The sequence below is a fragment of the Tunturiibacter gelidiferens genome, from assembly GCF_013410115.1.
Classification (GTDB): Bacteria; Acidobacteriota; Terriglobia; order Terriglobales; family Acidobacteriaceae; genus Edaphobacter; species Edaphobacter gelidiferens.
The window spans coordinates 990,854-1,007,233 of sequence record NZ_JACCCV010000002.1; the positions used below are offsets into that span (position 1 = coordinate 990,854).

The 16,380-nt window shown below is 56.6% G+C and carries 13 protein-coding genes, 1 tRNA gene and 1 pseudogene; 7 read left to right on the forward strand and 8 right to left on the reverse strand.

Annotated elements, in window-relative coordinates; all coding sequences use genetic code 11:
- Positions 1-97: 97 nt before the first annotated feature.
- Entirely contained in the window at positions 98-478 is a 381-nt protein-coding gene (locus HDF12_RS16130) for a HesB/IscA family protein (protein ID WP_179585014.1), read from the reverse strand.
- A gap of 159 nt (positions 479-637) precedes the next feature.
- Between HDF12_RS16130 and HDF12_RS16135 the strand changes: the two genes are divergently transcribed.
- Positions 638-811: a hypothetical protein gene (locus HDF12_RS16135; RefSeq protein WP_179585016.1), complete on the forward strand. Its 174-nt coding sequence runs from the start codon at positions 638-640 to the stop codon at positions 809-811.
- A 173-nt stretch (positions 812-984) separates the two neighbouring features.
- Entirely contained in the window at positions 985-1,257 is a 273-nt protein-coding gene (locus tag HDF12_RS16140; RefSeq protein WP_179585018.1) for a hypothetical protein, read from the forward strand.
- A 155-nt stretch (positions 1,258-1,412) separates the two neighbouring features.
- On the opposite strand, the gene HDF12_RS16145 is transcribed toward HDF12_RS16140, so the two are convergent.
- Both HDF12_RS16145 and HDF12_RS16150 read right to left on the reverse strand, forming a co-directional pair.
- Entirely contained in the window at positions 1,413-1,904 is a 492-nt protein-coding gene (locus HDF12_RS16145; protein WP_179585020.1) for a RidA family protein, read from the reverse strand.
- 28 nt (positions 1,905-1,932) lie between these two features.
- Positions 1,933-3,516, reverse strand: coding sequence for a flavin monoamine oxidase family protein (locus tag HDF12_RS16150; RefSeq protein WP_306458033.1), 1,584 nt, complete (start codon positions 3,514-3,516; stop codon positions 1,933-1,935).
- A gap of 299 nt (positions 3,517-3,815) precedes the next feature.
- Between HDF12_RS16150 and HDF12_RS16155 the strand changes: the two genes are divergently transcribed.
- From HDF12_RS16155 to HDF12_RS16165, 3 genes are all read left to right on the forward strand, one after another.
- Positions 3,816-4,454: a TetR/AcrR family transcriptional regulator gene (locus HDF12_RS16155; protein WP_179585021.1), complete on the forward strand. Its 639-nt coding sequence runs from the start codon at positions 3,816-3,818 to the stop codon at positions 4,452-4,454.
- A 367-nt stretch (positions 4,455-4,821) separates the two neighbouring features.
- A complete protein-coding gene (locus HDF12_RS16160; RefSeq protein ID WP_257025701.1) occupies positions 4,822-6,030 on the forward strand; it encodes a hypothetical protein in 1,209 nt (402 codons plus the stop codon).
- Entirely contained in the window at positions 6,027-7,538 is a 1,512-nt protein-coding gene (locus HDF12_RS16165) for a hypothetical protein (RefSeq protein WP_373563945.1), read from the forward strand. Before HDF12_RS16160 ends, HDF12_RS16165 begins: the two co-directional genes overlap by 4 nt.
- A 32-nt stretch (positions 7,539-7,570) precedes the next feature.
- Here the strand turns inward: HDF12_RS16165 and HDF12_RS16170 are convergent, their stop codons facing one another.
- The 4 genes and pseudogenes from HDF12_RS16170 to HDF12_RS16185 form a co-directional block, all read right to left on the reverse strand.
- The gene (locus HDF12_RS16170; RefSeq protein WP_179585022.1) at positions 7,571-11,161 is read right to left on the reverse strand and encodes a TonB-dependent receptor; all 3,591 of its coding nucleotides are present in this window, start codon (positions 11,159-11,161) and stop codon (positions 7,571-7,573) included.
- A gap of 676 nt (positions 11,162-11,837) precedes the next feature.
- Positions 11,838-12,107: pseudogene (locus HDF12_RS16175) on the reverse strand (SDR family oxidoreductase); the annotation flags it as partial.
- Between the two features lie 610 nt (positions 12,108-12,717).
- A complete protein-coding gene (locus HDF12_RS22685; RefSeq protein ID WP_348641504.1) occupies positions 12,718-12,879 on the reverse strand; it encodes an alpha-galactosidase in 162 nt (53 codons plus the stop codon).
- 196 nt (positions 12,880-13,075) lie between these two features.
- Positions 13,076-13,165: transfer RNA gene (locus tag HDF12_RS16185), tRNA-Leu, on the reverse strand.
- Positions 13,166-13,316: 151 nt separating this feature from the next.
- Between HDF12_RS16185 and HDF12_RS16190 the strand changes: the two genes are divergently transcribed.
- Positions 13,317-14,552, forward strand: coding sequence for an ABC transporter permease (locus tag HDF12_RS16190; RefSeq protein ID WP_257025702.1), 1,236 nt, complete (start codon positions 13,317-13,319; stop codon positions 14,550-14,552).
- 2 nt (positions 14,553-14,554) lie between these two features.
- Positions 14,555-15,811, forward strand: a complete 1,257-nt coding sequence (locus HDF12_RS16195; protein ID WP_179585023.1) for an ABC transporter permease — start codon at positions 14,555-14,557, stop codon at positions 15,809-15,811.
- A 114-nt stretch (positions 15,812-15,925) separates the two neighbouring features.
- On the opposite strand, the gene HDF12_RS16200 is transcribed toward HDF12_RS16195, so the two are convergent.
- On the reverse strand, positions 15,926-16,189 hold the full coding sequence (locus HDF12_RS16200; RefSeq protein ID WP_179585024.1) for a hypothetical protein: 264 nt from the start codon (positions 16,187-16,189) through the stop codon (positions 15,926-15,928).
- Positions 16,190-16,380 lie beyond the last annotated feature (191 nt).

Below are 16,380 nucleotides of genomic sequence, written 5' to 3' on the forward strand. Positions count from 1 at the left end.
CCACTTTTCCTAAAACCACCCCCAAAAACGCCCCAAAGGACGCAAAAAAGCCCCGGCAACCACCGGGGCTTTTTTTCTAAACCAAATCCCAAAAAAACTAAACGCTGAAGCTCGATCCGCAACCGCAGGTGCTCTTCACCGCGGCATTCTCGAACTTGAACCCGGCGGCCTCAAGCGTCTCCACATAGTCCACCGTGCAATTCTGCAGGTACATAGCTGAGGTCGCGTCCACAAACACCTTTAGATCCTCGAACTTATAGACCTTGTCCATCATTCCGCTCTGATTTTCAAACGACATGGAGTACTGGAAACCCGAACATCCACCACCAACCACACCGATCCGAAGCCCAGCGGGAACCGGAGTCTGCGTCGCCATGATCTCCCGAACCTTGTTGATCGCGGCCGGAGTCAAAGTCACAGGCGTAGTCGAAGCAGGTGCTCCAACAACGACTTCAGGGGTAACAGTAGCAGTCGACATCGGCAAATCTCCTTGTCTCATTCAGACATCTTTAAGTGTATGCGCCTGCCTCTGCTCCGGCAAGTGCTCATTGCATAGGATGCGCCGCAGCCCAGTCCGATTCAGCAGCCTGCCTAAGAATCCTGCTACCATTCCACTAGACCCTCCATCCAACCTAACGTGAAGCTTCTCCTCTTCATCTCGAACGCCTTCATCAACACCATGGGCATCACCCAGCCCTCACCCAGGGCCGCAAATCGTGCAGCGTGGTTCATCTTCATCATGCTGTCTACGGTGCTCGCCGTAGTTGCAACCATTGCGTTTCTGGCCATCCGCTGGGCCTTTCACCACTAACATTCCAGCCTCGTTATAACTTAGTCTCCCCTTCGAAAAACCCTGTTCCATCAATAGTCCCAGAGCGTATCATTGCGACGGACGGCCCGTTACCAAAGACACATAACTCGCAAGAATCGGCACACGGACCGCCCGAAAAAACGTCGGCCCTGTCACAGGGCGGAGGAACCGCTATGAGCGCTTTACCTGTTCTCCTAATCGTCTGGGCGGTATTTTCGGCCTGTTTCCTCGCGCTACTCGCCTACAAGGGACAGCTCACCCGCTATGAAGAGGACCAGCTCTTCCTCAGTGAAAACGCGACTCACGAACAACAGATACAGACCGAGATCGTCCGTAAAGTAACCAAGATCGCGCCGTTCGTCCGCGTCTTTGGTGTTGCGGCTGCGGTCATGACCGCGGGCATCATCGGCATCTTCACCTTCGACGCCTGGCAGCATCTCAGGTAGATCTTCGAAAACACGGGCCGGCCGTCTCGTAAAGACCGTGCCGGCCGTATGCTTACCCGCCGCGCTCTATGCCTTGGAAAAATCGCCCTACCGCAACGGGAGTGTAATGTCTTCCTGAGAGAAGCCTCTACCCTCCCGCCGTCCGACGTGTGTCGTTACTTCCCTCTCACCGCAATCACTTCTATCTCAATCAGCGCCCACGGAGCGGCCAGCGCCGCTACTTGAAACGCGCTCCTCGCCGGCTTATTCGGCTGATCCTTCGTGCCAAAGAACTGCGTATACGCCGCCTGAAGCCCCGGGAAATCCAGCTTGCCACCCTTATCCGGATCACCCGCCAGAAACACCGTCATCTTCACGACGTCCTTCATATCCAGCCCTTGCTCTTTCAACAGCGCCTGAATCTTGTTCAGCGCGCTCATCGCCTGCGTCTTTGTATCGCCATAAACCGCGGCAGTCCCCTTCGTCTCATCGGCAGGCGTCACAGGCGACGCCAGCTGCCCGCTCAAATAAAGCGTGTCTCCAGCCCACACACCATTCGCGATAGGCGACTTCTCATTCGGCTGCAGATGCTTCACGACAACTTGTGCCTGCACTCCACACGCAACAGCCATCAACGCTGCTGCCATCACACCAAGCTTAATCTTCATCAATCACTCCCTATGCTTCCAGAAAAAACTATCCAAGCACCGCGCTAGCAGCCCCGGCAAGTCTCGCAGACTTCACCTTATCGGAGATCATCCCCACCGCACGGCGCGCGCTCAGCGCCGCACCCTCCTGCCATCCGACAATGTGGCTCGCCGTATCGCCAGCAAAGTAGATCGGCCCATCCGCCTGGATGATCACGTCATACCCGCTTTTCCCGCCGCCATATTGACTAATCCAGGAGCCCTCATTCCACGGCACCCGGCTCCACCCGCAGAACACGGGGTTCTTCAGCTCACTCCCATGCCCCGGGTGAATCTTCTCAATCGACGCCCGCGACGCCTTAAACTTCTCCTCCAGCGTCAAGTTGTAAAACGGTGTATCCAGCTCATCCGAATAACCCGACACCACCACACCCGTCGGGTGCATCAGCCGCGACGACGGATACCAGATCGGGCTTGGCCCCTGCATCAGATACGAAAGCCCACCATAGATGTTGTAGTCCTGCTCCCAGAACCTTCTGCTCTCCCACGCAATTTTGTACGCCCCGCCCATCGTGCTCTCGTCCACTACCTTCTTGAACGTCGGCGACAGATCATTAGGGATCTTCTTCAGCATCGAAAACGGCAACGCCGTAATGCAGTAAGCAGCCTCCACCTGCTTCGTCGCGCCGCCCTGCGTATACATCACGCGAACACCGTTCGACGTCTTCCGAATCTCCGTCACAGGTGAGTTGTACTGCACCACCGGTCCCAGCGCCTTCGCAAACGCATACGGTATCCGGTCCATCCCGCCCACCGGCTGCATCATCGTTGCCTGCCAGTCCCAATCTTCTTCGATGAACAGGTCATACCAGAAGTCCTCATCCAGCAGCACCCGCATATCCAGCGGCATCTCCGCCACCCCCACCTGTGCCCCGGCGCCCGGCGCCGTCTTATATCCAGCCCGCTCCGACCCAACATACGCACCCTTATCGTCCAGCGGTCCATACACTTTCAGAAACGCCGTCATCCGCTCGCGATCTTCTTTGCTCAACTCCGAGTCCAGCGCGCCATGGGCAACACACTTCGACAGCAGCTCCGAAACATGCCCCCGCGTATCGTTGATCGCCTTCCTCTGCGGTACTGGCTTCCCATCATTCGCCCGGTCGTTCTGAAGCAGTGTGGAGCGCGACGTATTGATCTCCACCTCCATCGGAACGCCGAGCTCGCGACAATATCCCAACATCGTCCAGTGGGTGCTCGGCAGCCGCGCCGGTCCAAGGTTCTGATAGTTTCCCTCTTCCCACTTGATCGCCTGTTTGCTTCCATCGCAGAAGCAAACCTCCTGCCCGGCGCGTCCGGTCCAGTTGCGCCCACCCGGTCGTTCGCGTGCCTCCAGCAGAGTCACTTCATATCCCAGCTTCTGCAGCTCATAAGCTGAAACCAGGCCGCCGATCCCACCACCCAGCACCACCACCTTTACGCCCTTGCCCGACCCAGCTGCCGCCTGAATCGGCTCCGCCTGCGCACCCTTCATCGGCATCAGCCCGAGAGACTGCATCGTTGCAAACGCGGCACTATAGCCACCCACCTGCCCTACTCGCATCAGAAAATCGCGCCGGGAGATCCCCATCATGCCACCTCTTTCTTCCAATGAATTCAAATCCTGATGCAGCTGCAAGAGAACGAACATCGTGGTGGAACGAAAAGAAATGGAAGCTCCGCCAAAGACATCGCGAGAGCCGCATCGCCTGAAGCACAGAACTAAGAAAATCAATTTTTTCGAAAAGTTATGTTTACTCTATCGCAAAACTTCCTTGCTGGTCAGCAAATTTCGACAACCGATTTAACATCGGCATGGCTAAAACCCAACAAAGATGACGATCGTCATAAAATAAGACTCGAACTTCAATCAACCCCCAAGGTCGATCTTCGATGAGAGTAAGCCGTACAAAAGCAGCAGAGAACCGCGAACGAATCCTCGATGTTGCAACCAGGCTCTTTCGAGAGCGCGGCATCGACGGCATCGGTGTCGCCGATCTCATGAAGAGCGCCGGCCTCACCCACGGCGGCTTCTACGGCCACTTTAGATCAAAAGATGATCTCGTCGCCCAGGCCTGCGGACGCGCCGTCCAAAAGATGCGCGACAGCTGGATCAAAGTACTCGACCAGACCACTGGCGATCCCGTCCACGCGCTTGCCGATACCTACCTCGCCGCCAAACATCGCGACAACGCGGGCCGGGGCTGCACCATAGCCGCTCTCGGCTCAGAGATCGCCCGGCAAAGCACCGCCGTGCGCCACATCGTAACCGAAGAGCTCAAGCCCTTCATCGATTACCTGTCTGCAATCGTTCAGGGCAGCTCCGCCAGCCTCCGCCGCGAGCGAGCCATCACACTCTACGCAAGCCTCGTCGGTGCCATCGTCATCGCTCGCGCCGTCGATGACGCCGCATTCTCGAATGAGACTCTTCACGCCGTAGCTAACGGCATCCGAAGTAAGAGCACGCCACGACCGCCAAAAGGGGGAAAGAAGCGAATCGCCACCCGAACTCCACGTGCGGCAAAACCATAGTCTTGCTCACCCGCAGGCACCGCTCCAATGGCATTAGAATCCTGTCAAGTCGCCAAACCATGTATCTCTCAGTAAATAAGGAAGATACGCGTGGCGTATCAGTTACGCGCCAACAGCTATACTGAAATAGAAGAGATACCAAGCCCCGGCAGCTCAGCCGGGTTTTTCGTTTAAGCCGATAACTCCTTTGATTAGACAAATTTACCTGTAACTACTTTAGAATGACGATTTTGGAAAAGATAAAAATGCGTAAGCGACTAAAAATAAGTGGTTTAGCAAGAAATACCCCCCAGGGGGGTAACCCCTCAACCCTGACAAATCAACGCAAAGCAACATATAAGATAGGACCCATCAGAGCGAGGTCACCATGGCTTCTTCCACCTTCCCAACTCCATACGCTGGAAAGCAGGCTGGCACGCTGGTAGCCTCAAAGACCTCGAGCGTTCCCTGGTACATCTGGTGGGGCGCCCTCGCCGTCACCTCCTCCTCCATCGGCGGAGCCTGGGACGTCTCCTGGCATCGTTCCATAGGCCGCGACAGCTTCTGGACGCCGGCGCACATGGCCATCTATGCCTGCGGAGTTCTGGCCGCGATCATCTGCGGCTACCTCATGCTGGTCAACACCTTCGGACGCTCCTCCAGCACGCGCGTCGCATCGGTTAATGTCCTCGGCTTCCGCGCCCCGCTCGGTGCCTTCATCGCGGCCTGGGGCGGCATCGCGATGATCACCTCAGCCCCCTTCGACAACTGGTGGCACGCCGCTTACGGTCTCGACGTCAAGATCGTGAGTCCACCCCACACGCTATTAATTCTCGGCATTCGCGGCGTCGGAGTCGGCATCCTCTTTCTCATCCTCGCCGCAATGAATCGCTGCGCGGCCGAAGGACAGCAGGCCAGCGAAAGCACCTTCAAGACCCTGCAGCGCCTCCTCCTTTACGTTGGTGGTCTCTTTATAGCCGGCCAGATGTTCTTTCTCATCGAGTACACATGGGACGTCCAGCTCCACTCGGCCTCTGCTTACATCGCAATGGCAATCGGCCTTCCGGTCGTCTTCGCCATGCTCTCCCAGGCCTCCCGCTACAAGTGGGCTGCCACCTCCGCAGCGATGGTCTACATGATCTTCGCAATCGCAGAGATTCTTATCCTTCCTCTCTTCCCCGCACAGCCGAAGCTTGGTCCCGTCTTCTATCCCGTCACCCACATGGTCCCGGCAAAGTTCCCCGTCCTCATCTTCGCTCCCGCGCTTGCACTCGATCTGCTCTGGCAGCGAACCCGCAGTTGGAAGCCCTGGATGGTCGCTCTCGTCTCCGGCTTTTTGTTCGTCTCCGTGCTGGTCATCGTGGAGTGGCCGTTCGCTACCTTCCTGCTCTCTAAGGCATCCGAGAACCGCTTCTTCGGCACCATCTACTTCGACTACAACTCCCGCCCCAACGGCCTCGATCGCCTGCGTCTCTTCTACCAGCCCGATCACGGCTCCGTTCTGTTTGGTGGACTGCTGCGCGCAGCAATCTACGGTTCCATCGGAACCTGGATCGGCCTCAGCTTCGGACGCTGGATGCGGAGCGTGCAACGGTGAAGCGTTTGTCCAGCCCGATTCGCGCAATTCTGCTCCTCTTGCTCTGTGCCTTCGCCGCTCCCCTCCGAGCCCACGCTCACGTAGGCAGCAAGGATGTCTATGAACAGGTCGATGCAGGCCCCTACAAACTCTTCGTCACGATCCGCACGCCAATCGTGATTCCCGGAGTAGCTTCCGTCGAAGCACGTTCGAACGGCGCGACAGTCAAAAGCATCCGGATTACTCCTCTTCCAATCACCGGGGAAGCGTCGAAGCATCCTCCCACCTCCGACCCGATGACAAACTCCAGCGCCGACCCGGCATTCTTTACCGGCAGCATCTGGATGATGGCCTCCGGCTCCTGGCAGGTTCGCTTTGAGATCGCTGGAGACGCAGGAACTCAAACCGTCTCAGTTCCCGTACCCGCCGTCGCCCTCTCGACGTTGAAGATGCAACATGGCCTCGGAATCACTCTCGGAATCCTTGGCCTCTTCCTGATTGTCAGCATGGCCGGTATCGTCGCCGCGGCTGTCCGGGATGCTCGCCTGGAACCCGGCGCCATTCCATCTCCAAATCGCAGACGTCGAGCCATTCTTGCAACTGCAGGCAGCCTCGTGGTCATGGCTCTCTTGATATGGGGCGGCGCGGCCTGGTGGAACGTCGAGGCGGCCAGTTACGCGCTGGATGTCTATCACCCCATGGCGCTGACACCGGCACTCTCAGGCAATACCCTCGATCTCAACGTGCAGTCTTACGATGGAGGCAAGGAGCGTAGCTTCCGATCCAACAAAGACTTTCTTCCCGACCACGGACACCTGATGCATCTCTACGCGATTCGAGAGCCGGAGATGGATGCTGTCTTCCACCTGCATCCCGTACTCGCCTCCGCAGGAGACTTTCGTATCGCGCTGCCTGCCATGCCCGCCGGCACCTACAAGCTCTACGGCGACATCGTTCACGCGAACGGCTTCCCCGAAACACTCGTCTCCACCATCACCGTTCCAGCCGATATGCCGGGCGGACCGCTCGGCCCCGACGACGCAAAGGGATCTCCGCAGCCGCTCAGCCAGGGTCAACTCGGCAACTCCTACAAACTACCTGATGGATACATGATGGTGTGGGATCGCCCCTCAACCATCAGCGCAAACACCGCATACGCCTTCCGCTTTCATCTGCTTGACGCCAACGGAAAGCCTGCAACTGACGTTGAGCCTTACATGGGCATGGCGGGTCACGCAGCCTTCGTCAAGACCGACGGTGCCGTCTTTGCCCACACTCATCCTGAGGGTTCCGCTGCGATGGCCGCGCTCATGCTCGCCAACGGAAGCAGCGAGAATGATGCGAGCGACCGCCGTGGAACCATGAACACAGTAGCCATGAACATGGACATGGGAACACACAGCGCGCCGCTCTCCAGCACCGTCGAATTCCCCTACGGCTTTCCCTCGTCTGGCCGCTATCGAATCTTCATCCAGATGAAACACAGCGCGACGATTGAGACAGGAGCCTTCGACGTCGTCGTCCCATAGGGAAGACTCTTCCGAAGGCCCCGTCGTGATGATTAGAAGTTCAGTCGCAATTGGAACTCAGTAGTTCGCGGTCCACCGATATCCGATGTGCCCGAACCGCGCTGCACACGATTCTGATCGTGGTCGGCGAAGCTGTTGGGGCCATTGAGCAACCCGCTCAAAGCGGCGTTCCCGCCCAGCGCGGTTGTCGTGTTTGCGAGTGTGCCGTTGATGTAGTCTTTGAAGTTCGAGAAGTTGCCAACGTTATAGAATGCGATCCCCGGCACCAGCGACACTCCCTCCCGCAGCCGACTCAAACGAATCGGATACGAGATGCTCAGATCGAGGGCGCGATAAAAAGCGTTTTCTGGACCGCGCGCCTCCGGGACAGGTGAAATCGGCTGCTGTGTCGCCTGAAGAGCCGACAGTTGCCCCGGAGTAAAGAGTCCTGCTGTAAGCAACGCCTGACCCGCCGGCGTAAACTGACCGGCCTGCGTTGAGTTGTACTGAGAGATTAACTTATTGAGATTGTTCCCCTTGTACTCATGCATGAACGCGCCAGGTTGGGTTCCAGGAACGATATCGCCGATTGTCCCATCGCCCGTAACATCGGACTGGAAGATACCCCCTACCGCGCTGCCGCTCGTTCCACCATTGTCAAGATAGAGGTTCGTGGCCGCAGCAGAGAAGAAGTGCCCGATGATACCGATCTGTGGACCATACTTCAGTGTCGCTGATCCTCCAAACGAGATCTCATGGGTATGATCTAGCCCACTCCGGCCGATATAGGCCGTGGGATTGTCATAGTCGTAAGATGGCGATGAAAAGAACTGATCACCAACACCTGTGTTCCCATTGTTTGTCGCGGGGTTTGCTGTAGAGATGGCACGCGAGAAGGAATACGAAATCTGCAGATTGGAACTCATAATTCCAGGAGCAGGGTGTGCCTTCTGTTCACGAAATACCACCTGCAGCGCATCATAGCCTGACCTCCCGGCGGGAAACAGAAACAGGCCCTCACCTAGATTTGGATTGATACCCGGAAACGCCGCCCCTGTAGCCACTGTCAACCCGTTGTACGACGCGGGATTGCTATTGAGGAAGGTGTTTCCCGAGTCCAGACCGTTTGCCGCGAAGTCAGCGATCTGCGCTCCAGCGGCAATAGCACAGGCAATGGCCGCAGAACTGTATCCGCCAGCGCAGTGGAAGGAGCTGGTAGCAGAAGCGATCGCGTTCTGAGCCGCAGCTAGATTCAGCGTACGTGCGGCGCCCACGCGATTCACATCAATCTGTTGAGCGATCTTCAGAGTAGAGTTGTGGACATAGTCGACTGAGAGAATGCCCCCCTTGAAGATCTCCCGCTGGATACCGCCGTTCCACTGTTCCGAGTACGGCGTTCGATAGGGTGCCGCGTATGCGCCGACTATCGTCAGTGTATTCCCGACATATTGACCGTTGCTGGCCGGGCCAACCGATTTAGTCACCTGCTGAAACAGATTTTGAAGATTGATAAAGTGCTGGCCTGCCTGACTCAAAGGCTCCGTACAAATATCGGCAATGGAGACTCCGCCGTCACTCGTGACGACTGAACCGTCCGGCAGCGTGAGGGAGTTTGTACCGCCGCATATACTGTGGTTCGTATCGTTGAACAGTCCTTTCTTGATCAGAGCCTGGCGTGAGTTGAGGGTGTTGTTGAAGACATCGCCCTCGTAAAAGATGCCGAAGGCCGCGCGCACGACAGTCTTATGATCCCCGGGACTGAAAGCGAATCCAAGCTGCGGGCCGAAGTTTGCATAGGGCTGGTGAATCCTCTTCCCTAGCCCCGGCTGAAACTGGTCGAAGAGCGGCGCGCTGCCAGAGCAAGGGGCAGGAGAGATCGTTACGTCGGAGCAGAGCGGAGTTGGCAGATCCTGGTTAGCCCGATCAGTATCGACGCTCCACCGCACTCCCGCAGTAAGAGTGAAGCTCGGAGTAATCTTCCAGTTGTCGGAGACGTAGGCACCCTCCCGCCAATCCTCGACTCCCCCGCCTGGCAGACCAAAGCCTGGGTTCTCTGTGAAAAAACCCTGTCCATTACCAAACAACACGGTAGAGGCGTAGTACCCGTTCAGAGGATCCGAGGGGCACGGACCAGGCGTTCCACTTCCGCAGTCGGCAAGCTGAGTGGACGCTGTAAGCGTCGCTCGGGGAGCGAGTCCAAGAAAGCTTGCAAAGCCGCCGCCCAGAATGCGATTGATGCTATACCCGTAACGAATCAGATGAGAGCTTTTGGTCCAACTTCCGTCGTAGCGGAACTGCTTATCCGACTGATAGGTTTCTTGCGGAGAATCGACGTTCGGCCCTGAGTAAAGACCCGCAGAGCTCAGACGAAAGTTCAAGCCTGGAAAACCATTATAAACACTGGCGTTTCCTGTCGTACCGTCGATCAAAAGATTATGGAACTTCTCGTAGCTTGCACGAAACGAGTGGGTAAAATGCCCGATTGTAAAGTCAGCTCCGCCCGCGATACCAGGTGTGTTATCGCGGTTGTTGTATATCTCATAGCCGGCTCCGAAGTTCGAGCTCGAGCTGTTGACGTCGTAGTTGGCGCGAGCGAAATAATGCACGCCCCATCGTCCGCTGTAATCCAACCGAACGGTGGAGTACGTCTCTCGGTACGGAGACGGTATTGTCGGGTGTGCCTCCTGAATCGCCGAGAAGAGCGGAGCAAGTGTGATCGAAACTGGTGACTCCTGCTTAATGCGCTCCGCATTCGCGAAGAAAAATAACTTGTCTTTGAGAATCGGCCCCCCGATGCTTCCACCGAACTGGTTCCTCTGAAAAGGAGTATCGATGCCGCCCGCAGTTCTCGCAAAGAGCGCGCTGTGATCCTGAAAGTTATAGAACGCCTGGCCATGGAATTTGTTGGTTCCGGAGTTCGTTGACACCAGCACCTGACCAGTCGAGGTTACCTCGCCTGAGACGTCTTGTGTCGAGCGGTTCAGCTGAAAGTCACCGATCGCGCCCTGTGACACATTGAAGATGGTTGTTCCGACGTTCTCGTCAGTGATGTCCTGACCGTCGAGAAGAATACGCGTGGTGCGACCCGAAACACCGCTTGTCGAAATCGCAGAGTAGCCTGCCTTCGTCGGGTCGAACGACTCCCCACTCTGCAGGATGACCCCTGGTTCGATCTGGGCGAGATCGAGAAAGTTTCGCCCGTTCACCGGCAGAGAATCGATCTGGTCCTTCGTGATAACGTCGCTGACGCCCGCCTGATCCGTGTTAATCTGAAGCGCGCCGGCGTTTACCTCCACCGTCTCAGTCGAGGAGCCGATCGCGAGCTTGAAATTTCCATTAGTCGCCGTCCCCGTACGGACAACCGTCTTCACCGTAAGCTTCTCAAACCCCGCAGCATTCACTGTCACCGTATAAGGCCCGGGAGTCAAAGGCCCTAAGCTATAGAAGCCGCTGGAGTCAGACTTCAAAGTCTTCGACGAATTGGTGTCATTACCGAGAATAAAGATCGTCGCATCCGGTACGATCGCTCCCGTACTATCTGTGATGGTGCCCTGGATCGACCCGCCATTGACCGAGATCGCCTGCCCCGCTCCGTTCAACGTTGTGGCGAGCAATAGTATTAGCAACCCACATAGTGTTTTCATGATTCGTCTCCTGTGCCTCGCAAGATCATCAAAAGCGACGCCGCGATGCATGACCGCGGATCGACAAGCTGTATTCAGGCCGACCTCACGCAAACTGAATAACAATCTGAGCGGTCGTTTTTTGGGTAGGCATGTGTTCCATCAGATCCATTGACGAATGAATGCTGTTGACTGACCAGATTGGCCAATACCTGAAGCACCCTTCGCTTCGTGCAATGAAGATTTCCAATCCGAGATGGAACGGATCGTAATCACGCCTGGGTTCTATTTACGCAACGTTCAATGCTGTTGAGGGTGGAATTTGTTCTGGACGCCGGACACGACATGGTGAAATCTTCCGAAGAATTGCGGGCCATAGATTCTTCCATTTAGTTTCGGAAGAATCGACGAGGCAGGCTCGCATCGAAAGTGGAGAAAGCCAAAGCCGCAGCACCCTGTAAGCCATAAACTACTTCGAAATAATCGAATCGTTACTTGGTAGGACTGACTTTAGGCGAACCTGGTGGGATCTGCTATGGCCACCTCAAAAAAAAATCCCATAGCCACTCTGCGAAGGCTCGCAGCTGATGATTCGCGAGTGCGGGTCTAAGACGCTCTGACCATCTAAACCTTCGGCAAGCTGACTCTTACTGCTGATTCAGAATTCGCTATCGAGATGAAACTTTTACACTCACGCTTAAAGCCTCGAGCCGCCATCGACGGGAATACTCGCACCTGTGATCCAACGCGCACAGTCTGATGCCACGAAAGCGACTACGTCCGCGACGTCCTCGGGTTTGCCGAGTCGCTTCAGCGCCTGCATTTCCAGAGCAACTTCTCGACCTGACTCTGTCTTCGTAAAACTCGACATATCCGTATCGATTACTCCTGGCGCGATAGCGTTCACGCGTACGCCACGCGATCCAAGAATGGCAGCCCAGTGTCTGACCCGAGTCTCAATTGCTCCCTTGGTAGAGGCTTAAGCACCGGCATACGCAACGATCAGCCGAAGGGGAATGGGAGCCAGCGAGCTAGCGAAGTTCGATTCAGGAACCCAAAGCGGTTGCTGAATCTCTGTTCCAATGGTTTGCTATTGGAACACGGTGCGAAGGAGCCGGGATACGCAAGCCTCTCCTAGAGCTTGTCGCTTGATCGCTGTATATCTCAGTTTGGCAGGTCGTCAGCAAGCCTCAGTGGCAAACTAATTCCCCTCCAATTGTGGGAACCTGGCTTGTGAAGACCCCGAGGCATCCTTGAGCAATATTGAGAGCGCGCGGAAGGATTCTTGAAGGTAAAGCTCCCAGACTGATCGGTCGCCGCGCTCATCTGAGTGCCGTCTCGCAGTTTCAACTTTACAGACGGTAAGGCGCCGCAGTATCTATTTCGTCTGGTGCCCACTTGCTTAGGTTTCCCCAATTCCCAACGCACCCTGCATCGCGGATACGAATCTAAACTGCAATGGGATCGCACGCTTGTCGAGAAAGTTCGGCACGTCCGTGACCCAGGCAGCCATAGTCTCTGGCGTATCGGCGTGAGTGAAGCCATCTTGGAGGGCTAATCTGTCCAGCGCGTCAGTATTACCAATCTCCAAGTCCGGCTCGATCGCTGTTTCGCTGTCCAAACCACCCGTCATCGACGATGAAACGTTCCACCCCCAGCTTGCCAGCTTTGTCCGCCAACGCGATTTGGCCTGCCTCATCAAAAGCGAATTCGGTCGCCTCCCACGAGTTGTAAATCACAGGTCGTGGTTTGGGATCCGGATGTGTTGGCAGAATCCCCGCTACCTGGAGCTGTGAAGAGCATGCGAAGCTTGTCCTTGCCCATGCGACGTGTAGCCCGCATAAAACTTTGGCGTCTCCAGGCTCTCGTTTGCAGAAATAGCGCGTCTAAGTGTTCACTAAAATCAATAGATTGAACCACAGCGTAATTGTAGGATGGTGCCCGGAGGGGGACTTGAACCCCCACGACCTGATAAGGGTCTGCGGATTTTAAGTCCGCTGTGTCTGCCGATTTCACCATCCGGGCTCGCGAGAAAGAACACCCCGCCTGCACCATCTTAACGCATTCCCGAAGACTTCCAGTCACGGAACATCAACGAGCATATGTGCGTATCTTCGAAACTCAGTTTGCATATTATCCCGGGTCGGTCCCAGCTATGCCATTCAACGAAATCCTGATGCAAACCTTATCTGCGCTCTGGGACACCAAGCTCCGTAGCTTTCTGACTATGTTCGGCATCGTCTGGGGCATCACTTCGGTGATCCTGCTCGTTGGGCTGGGCATCGGGTTCAACGTGGACCAAAAGGAACATCTCCGCACAATCGGCACCGACATCGCCATCATCTTTGCCGGCAAGACCGGTGCCCAGGCAGGAGGATACGCTGCTGGCCGCGACATCCATCTCACCGTCGATGACGCCATCGCAATCCAGCAGCAGGCCACGCTAGTAAAGACCGTAAGCCCCGAACTACGACGCAGCGTCTCTGAGGTCAGCCAGTGGAACGCAGCCAACCGAGCTGTGCGCGGAGTGTGGCCAGATTATCAGCGATTCCGGTCCCTCACCGTCGAGCAAGGACGCCTCATGACCGAGCAGGACGAAGCTGAGGGAGCACGAGTCATAATACTTGGAGCCGAAGCAAACCGGCAGCTCTTCCCCGGAAAACCGGTCATCGGACAACCGCTTATGGTAAGCGGCTACCAATACACCATCATCGGTGTGCTCGCCAAAAAGAAGCAGAATGGCAGCTACGGCAGCGGCCCGGACAACACACAACTGTTCACAACATACTCCGCCATGGCCCGTGACTTCCCACCCACCGAAGGCCCCGGCGTCATTCGCGGATATGTAAACAACATCGTCGTCGAACCGGTATCGCCCGAGATGCATGAAAAAGCATTGGCCCAAGTCACACGAATCATCGCGGAGCGCCATCACTACGATCCCAACGACAAAGAAGCGTTGTGGATCTGGGACACTCTCGAAGGCTCGAAGTTTACCGAGCGCATCTTCAGCGTCATGACGTTCTTCTTCGGAGCGGTAGCGCTCCTCACTCTCGCTCTGGGTGGTATCGGGGTCATGAATATCATGCTGGTCGCGGTCACTGAACGCACTCGCGAAATCGGTGTACGCAAAGCGCTCGGTGCGACGGCCATCGACATCAAACGCCAATTTCTCGTCGAGTCCGCAATCATCACGTTGGTAAGCGGTCTCGGTGGCCTTGCACTCGGAGTCGGTGTCTGCATAGCGATGCGCTACGTCCCGCTCCCTGACTTCGTGCCACATCCAGTAATCTCTCCGTTGGCCATCGCCGCGTCGCTCACCACTCTTGCAGCCATCACCGTCTTCGCTGGAATGTATCCCGCACTGCGAGCCGCAAATCTTAGCCCCATGGAATGCCTGAGGACCGAATAGCGATGAACCTTAGTGAGATCATTCGCCAAAGCCTCGACTCGCTCCTTCGCAACCGTCTCCGCTCTGGTCTCACCATGCTCGGAATCATCTGGGGCCTGGTCACCGTTGTCCTCCTGCTCAGCTACGGCAAGAGCCTCGGAGAGGGCGTACTCAACGGCTTCATGGGCCTGGGCGACAACGTCATCATGGTGTGGGGCGGACAAACCAGCATGCAAGCGGGCGGCGAACGATCCGGCAAAAAAGTAAAGTTCCTCGACGGCGATACCGAAGCCGTCCGCGACGCTGTCCCCTTCCTCAAAGCCGTCAGTTCCGAGACCGACGATGGCTTCAGCTTCAAGTACGGCTCAAAGGTAGTCAACATCCAGAGCAAAGCAGTCGACTTCCCTTACGGCGGAATGCGCAGGCTCAACGTCGATCAGGGCCGCTACTTCGAAGCCGCCGACTTCACCGACCATCGCCAGGTCGTCATCTTCGGTCCGCACGCCGCGCAAAAGCTCTTCAACGGTTACCCTCCCGTAGGCGAGTCGGTTGAGATCGAAGGTCACGTCTTTCAAGTAATCGGCGTTCTAAAGAACAAAATCCAGGACTCCTCCAACAACGGTCCAGACAACGAAAACGCCTTCGTCCCCTTCGACATGATGCGTCTGCTCCGCAACCAGCGCGACCCCGACAGCATCGTCTTTCAACCCAGCGCGCCCGAACTTCATCTCAAGGCGCTGCAGGCAGTACGCGCCGTCCTCGCGCAACGGCACCACTTCGACCCCAAAGACGATAAGGCCGTCCCCAGTTGGGACACAGTCGCCGACTCAGCCGAGATCATGCAGTTCAGCACCGCGCTCGATCTTCTCCTCGGCATCATCGGCGCCATGACCCTCGGCGTCGGCGGAGTCGGCGTCATGAACATCATGCTCGTCTCGGTCACCGAGCGTACACGCGAGATCGGCCTGCTCAAAGCTCTCGGAGCACGCCGCAAAGACATCCTCACGCAGTTTCTCCTCGAAAGCCTGACGCTAACCTTCCTCGCAGGCATCATCGGAATGATCGTAGCCGTCATCGTCGCGTACCTCATTCCGCCGATGCCGCTCTACTCCGACATCTACAAGACCGCCAACCATGAGGGCGACATCCTTCTCCGCGCCTCCCCGACCATCATGCTCGTCTCGTTCGCAATCCTCGCCGCGGTCGGCGTCATCTCTGGACTCCTCCCCGCGGTGCGCGCTTCACGCATGGATCCCGTCGTCGCTCTTCGACACGAGTAGCCCCTTGGTCCGGACCAACGGGAACACTCACGCACTCATCCAGCCAAGACCGGTACACAAGTCACGAAGTGACCGCCCTCCGCGCAGGAGGCCCGTCCGGCAGGACACACGCTTCTAATTAGCCAGACGATACCGAATCGTCTGATCCTCAAGAAAATACTCCGCCGAACAATCGGAACCTCCGCAGATCATCGCCTGCAGACCCGCGCACTGCTGCTTCGTAATCAACCCCAGCGACCCGCACGATGGACACGCAAGCACCGCCCAGTAAGGGTTGTCCGCCTTACCCAGCTCGCCTGCCTGCTCCAGCAGAAACAACGTACCCGGCTGCATCTGCTCCGGGATCCACACTTCAAGTAGGTTCAATTCCGCTACCATGCTTGCCTCTTCTTCCAACGGTTGTCTGCGGTTCATGACTCACGTTCTAGCGCCAATACCGATTTGTCGGGCTGCGGAAGAGACCTCCTGGATGGCTTTTGCCTTGTAGCTCTATGCACTACTTCTGGTGCAAAGCATAACGGATTTCCTGCCGCTGTCAATCCCGCGTTTTGCACAATTTTGCTCGGGGA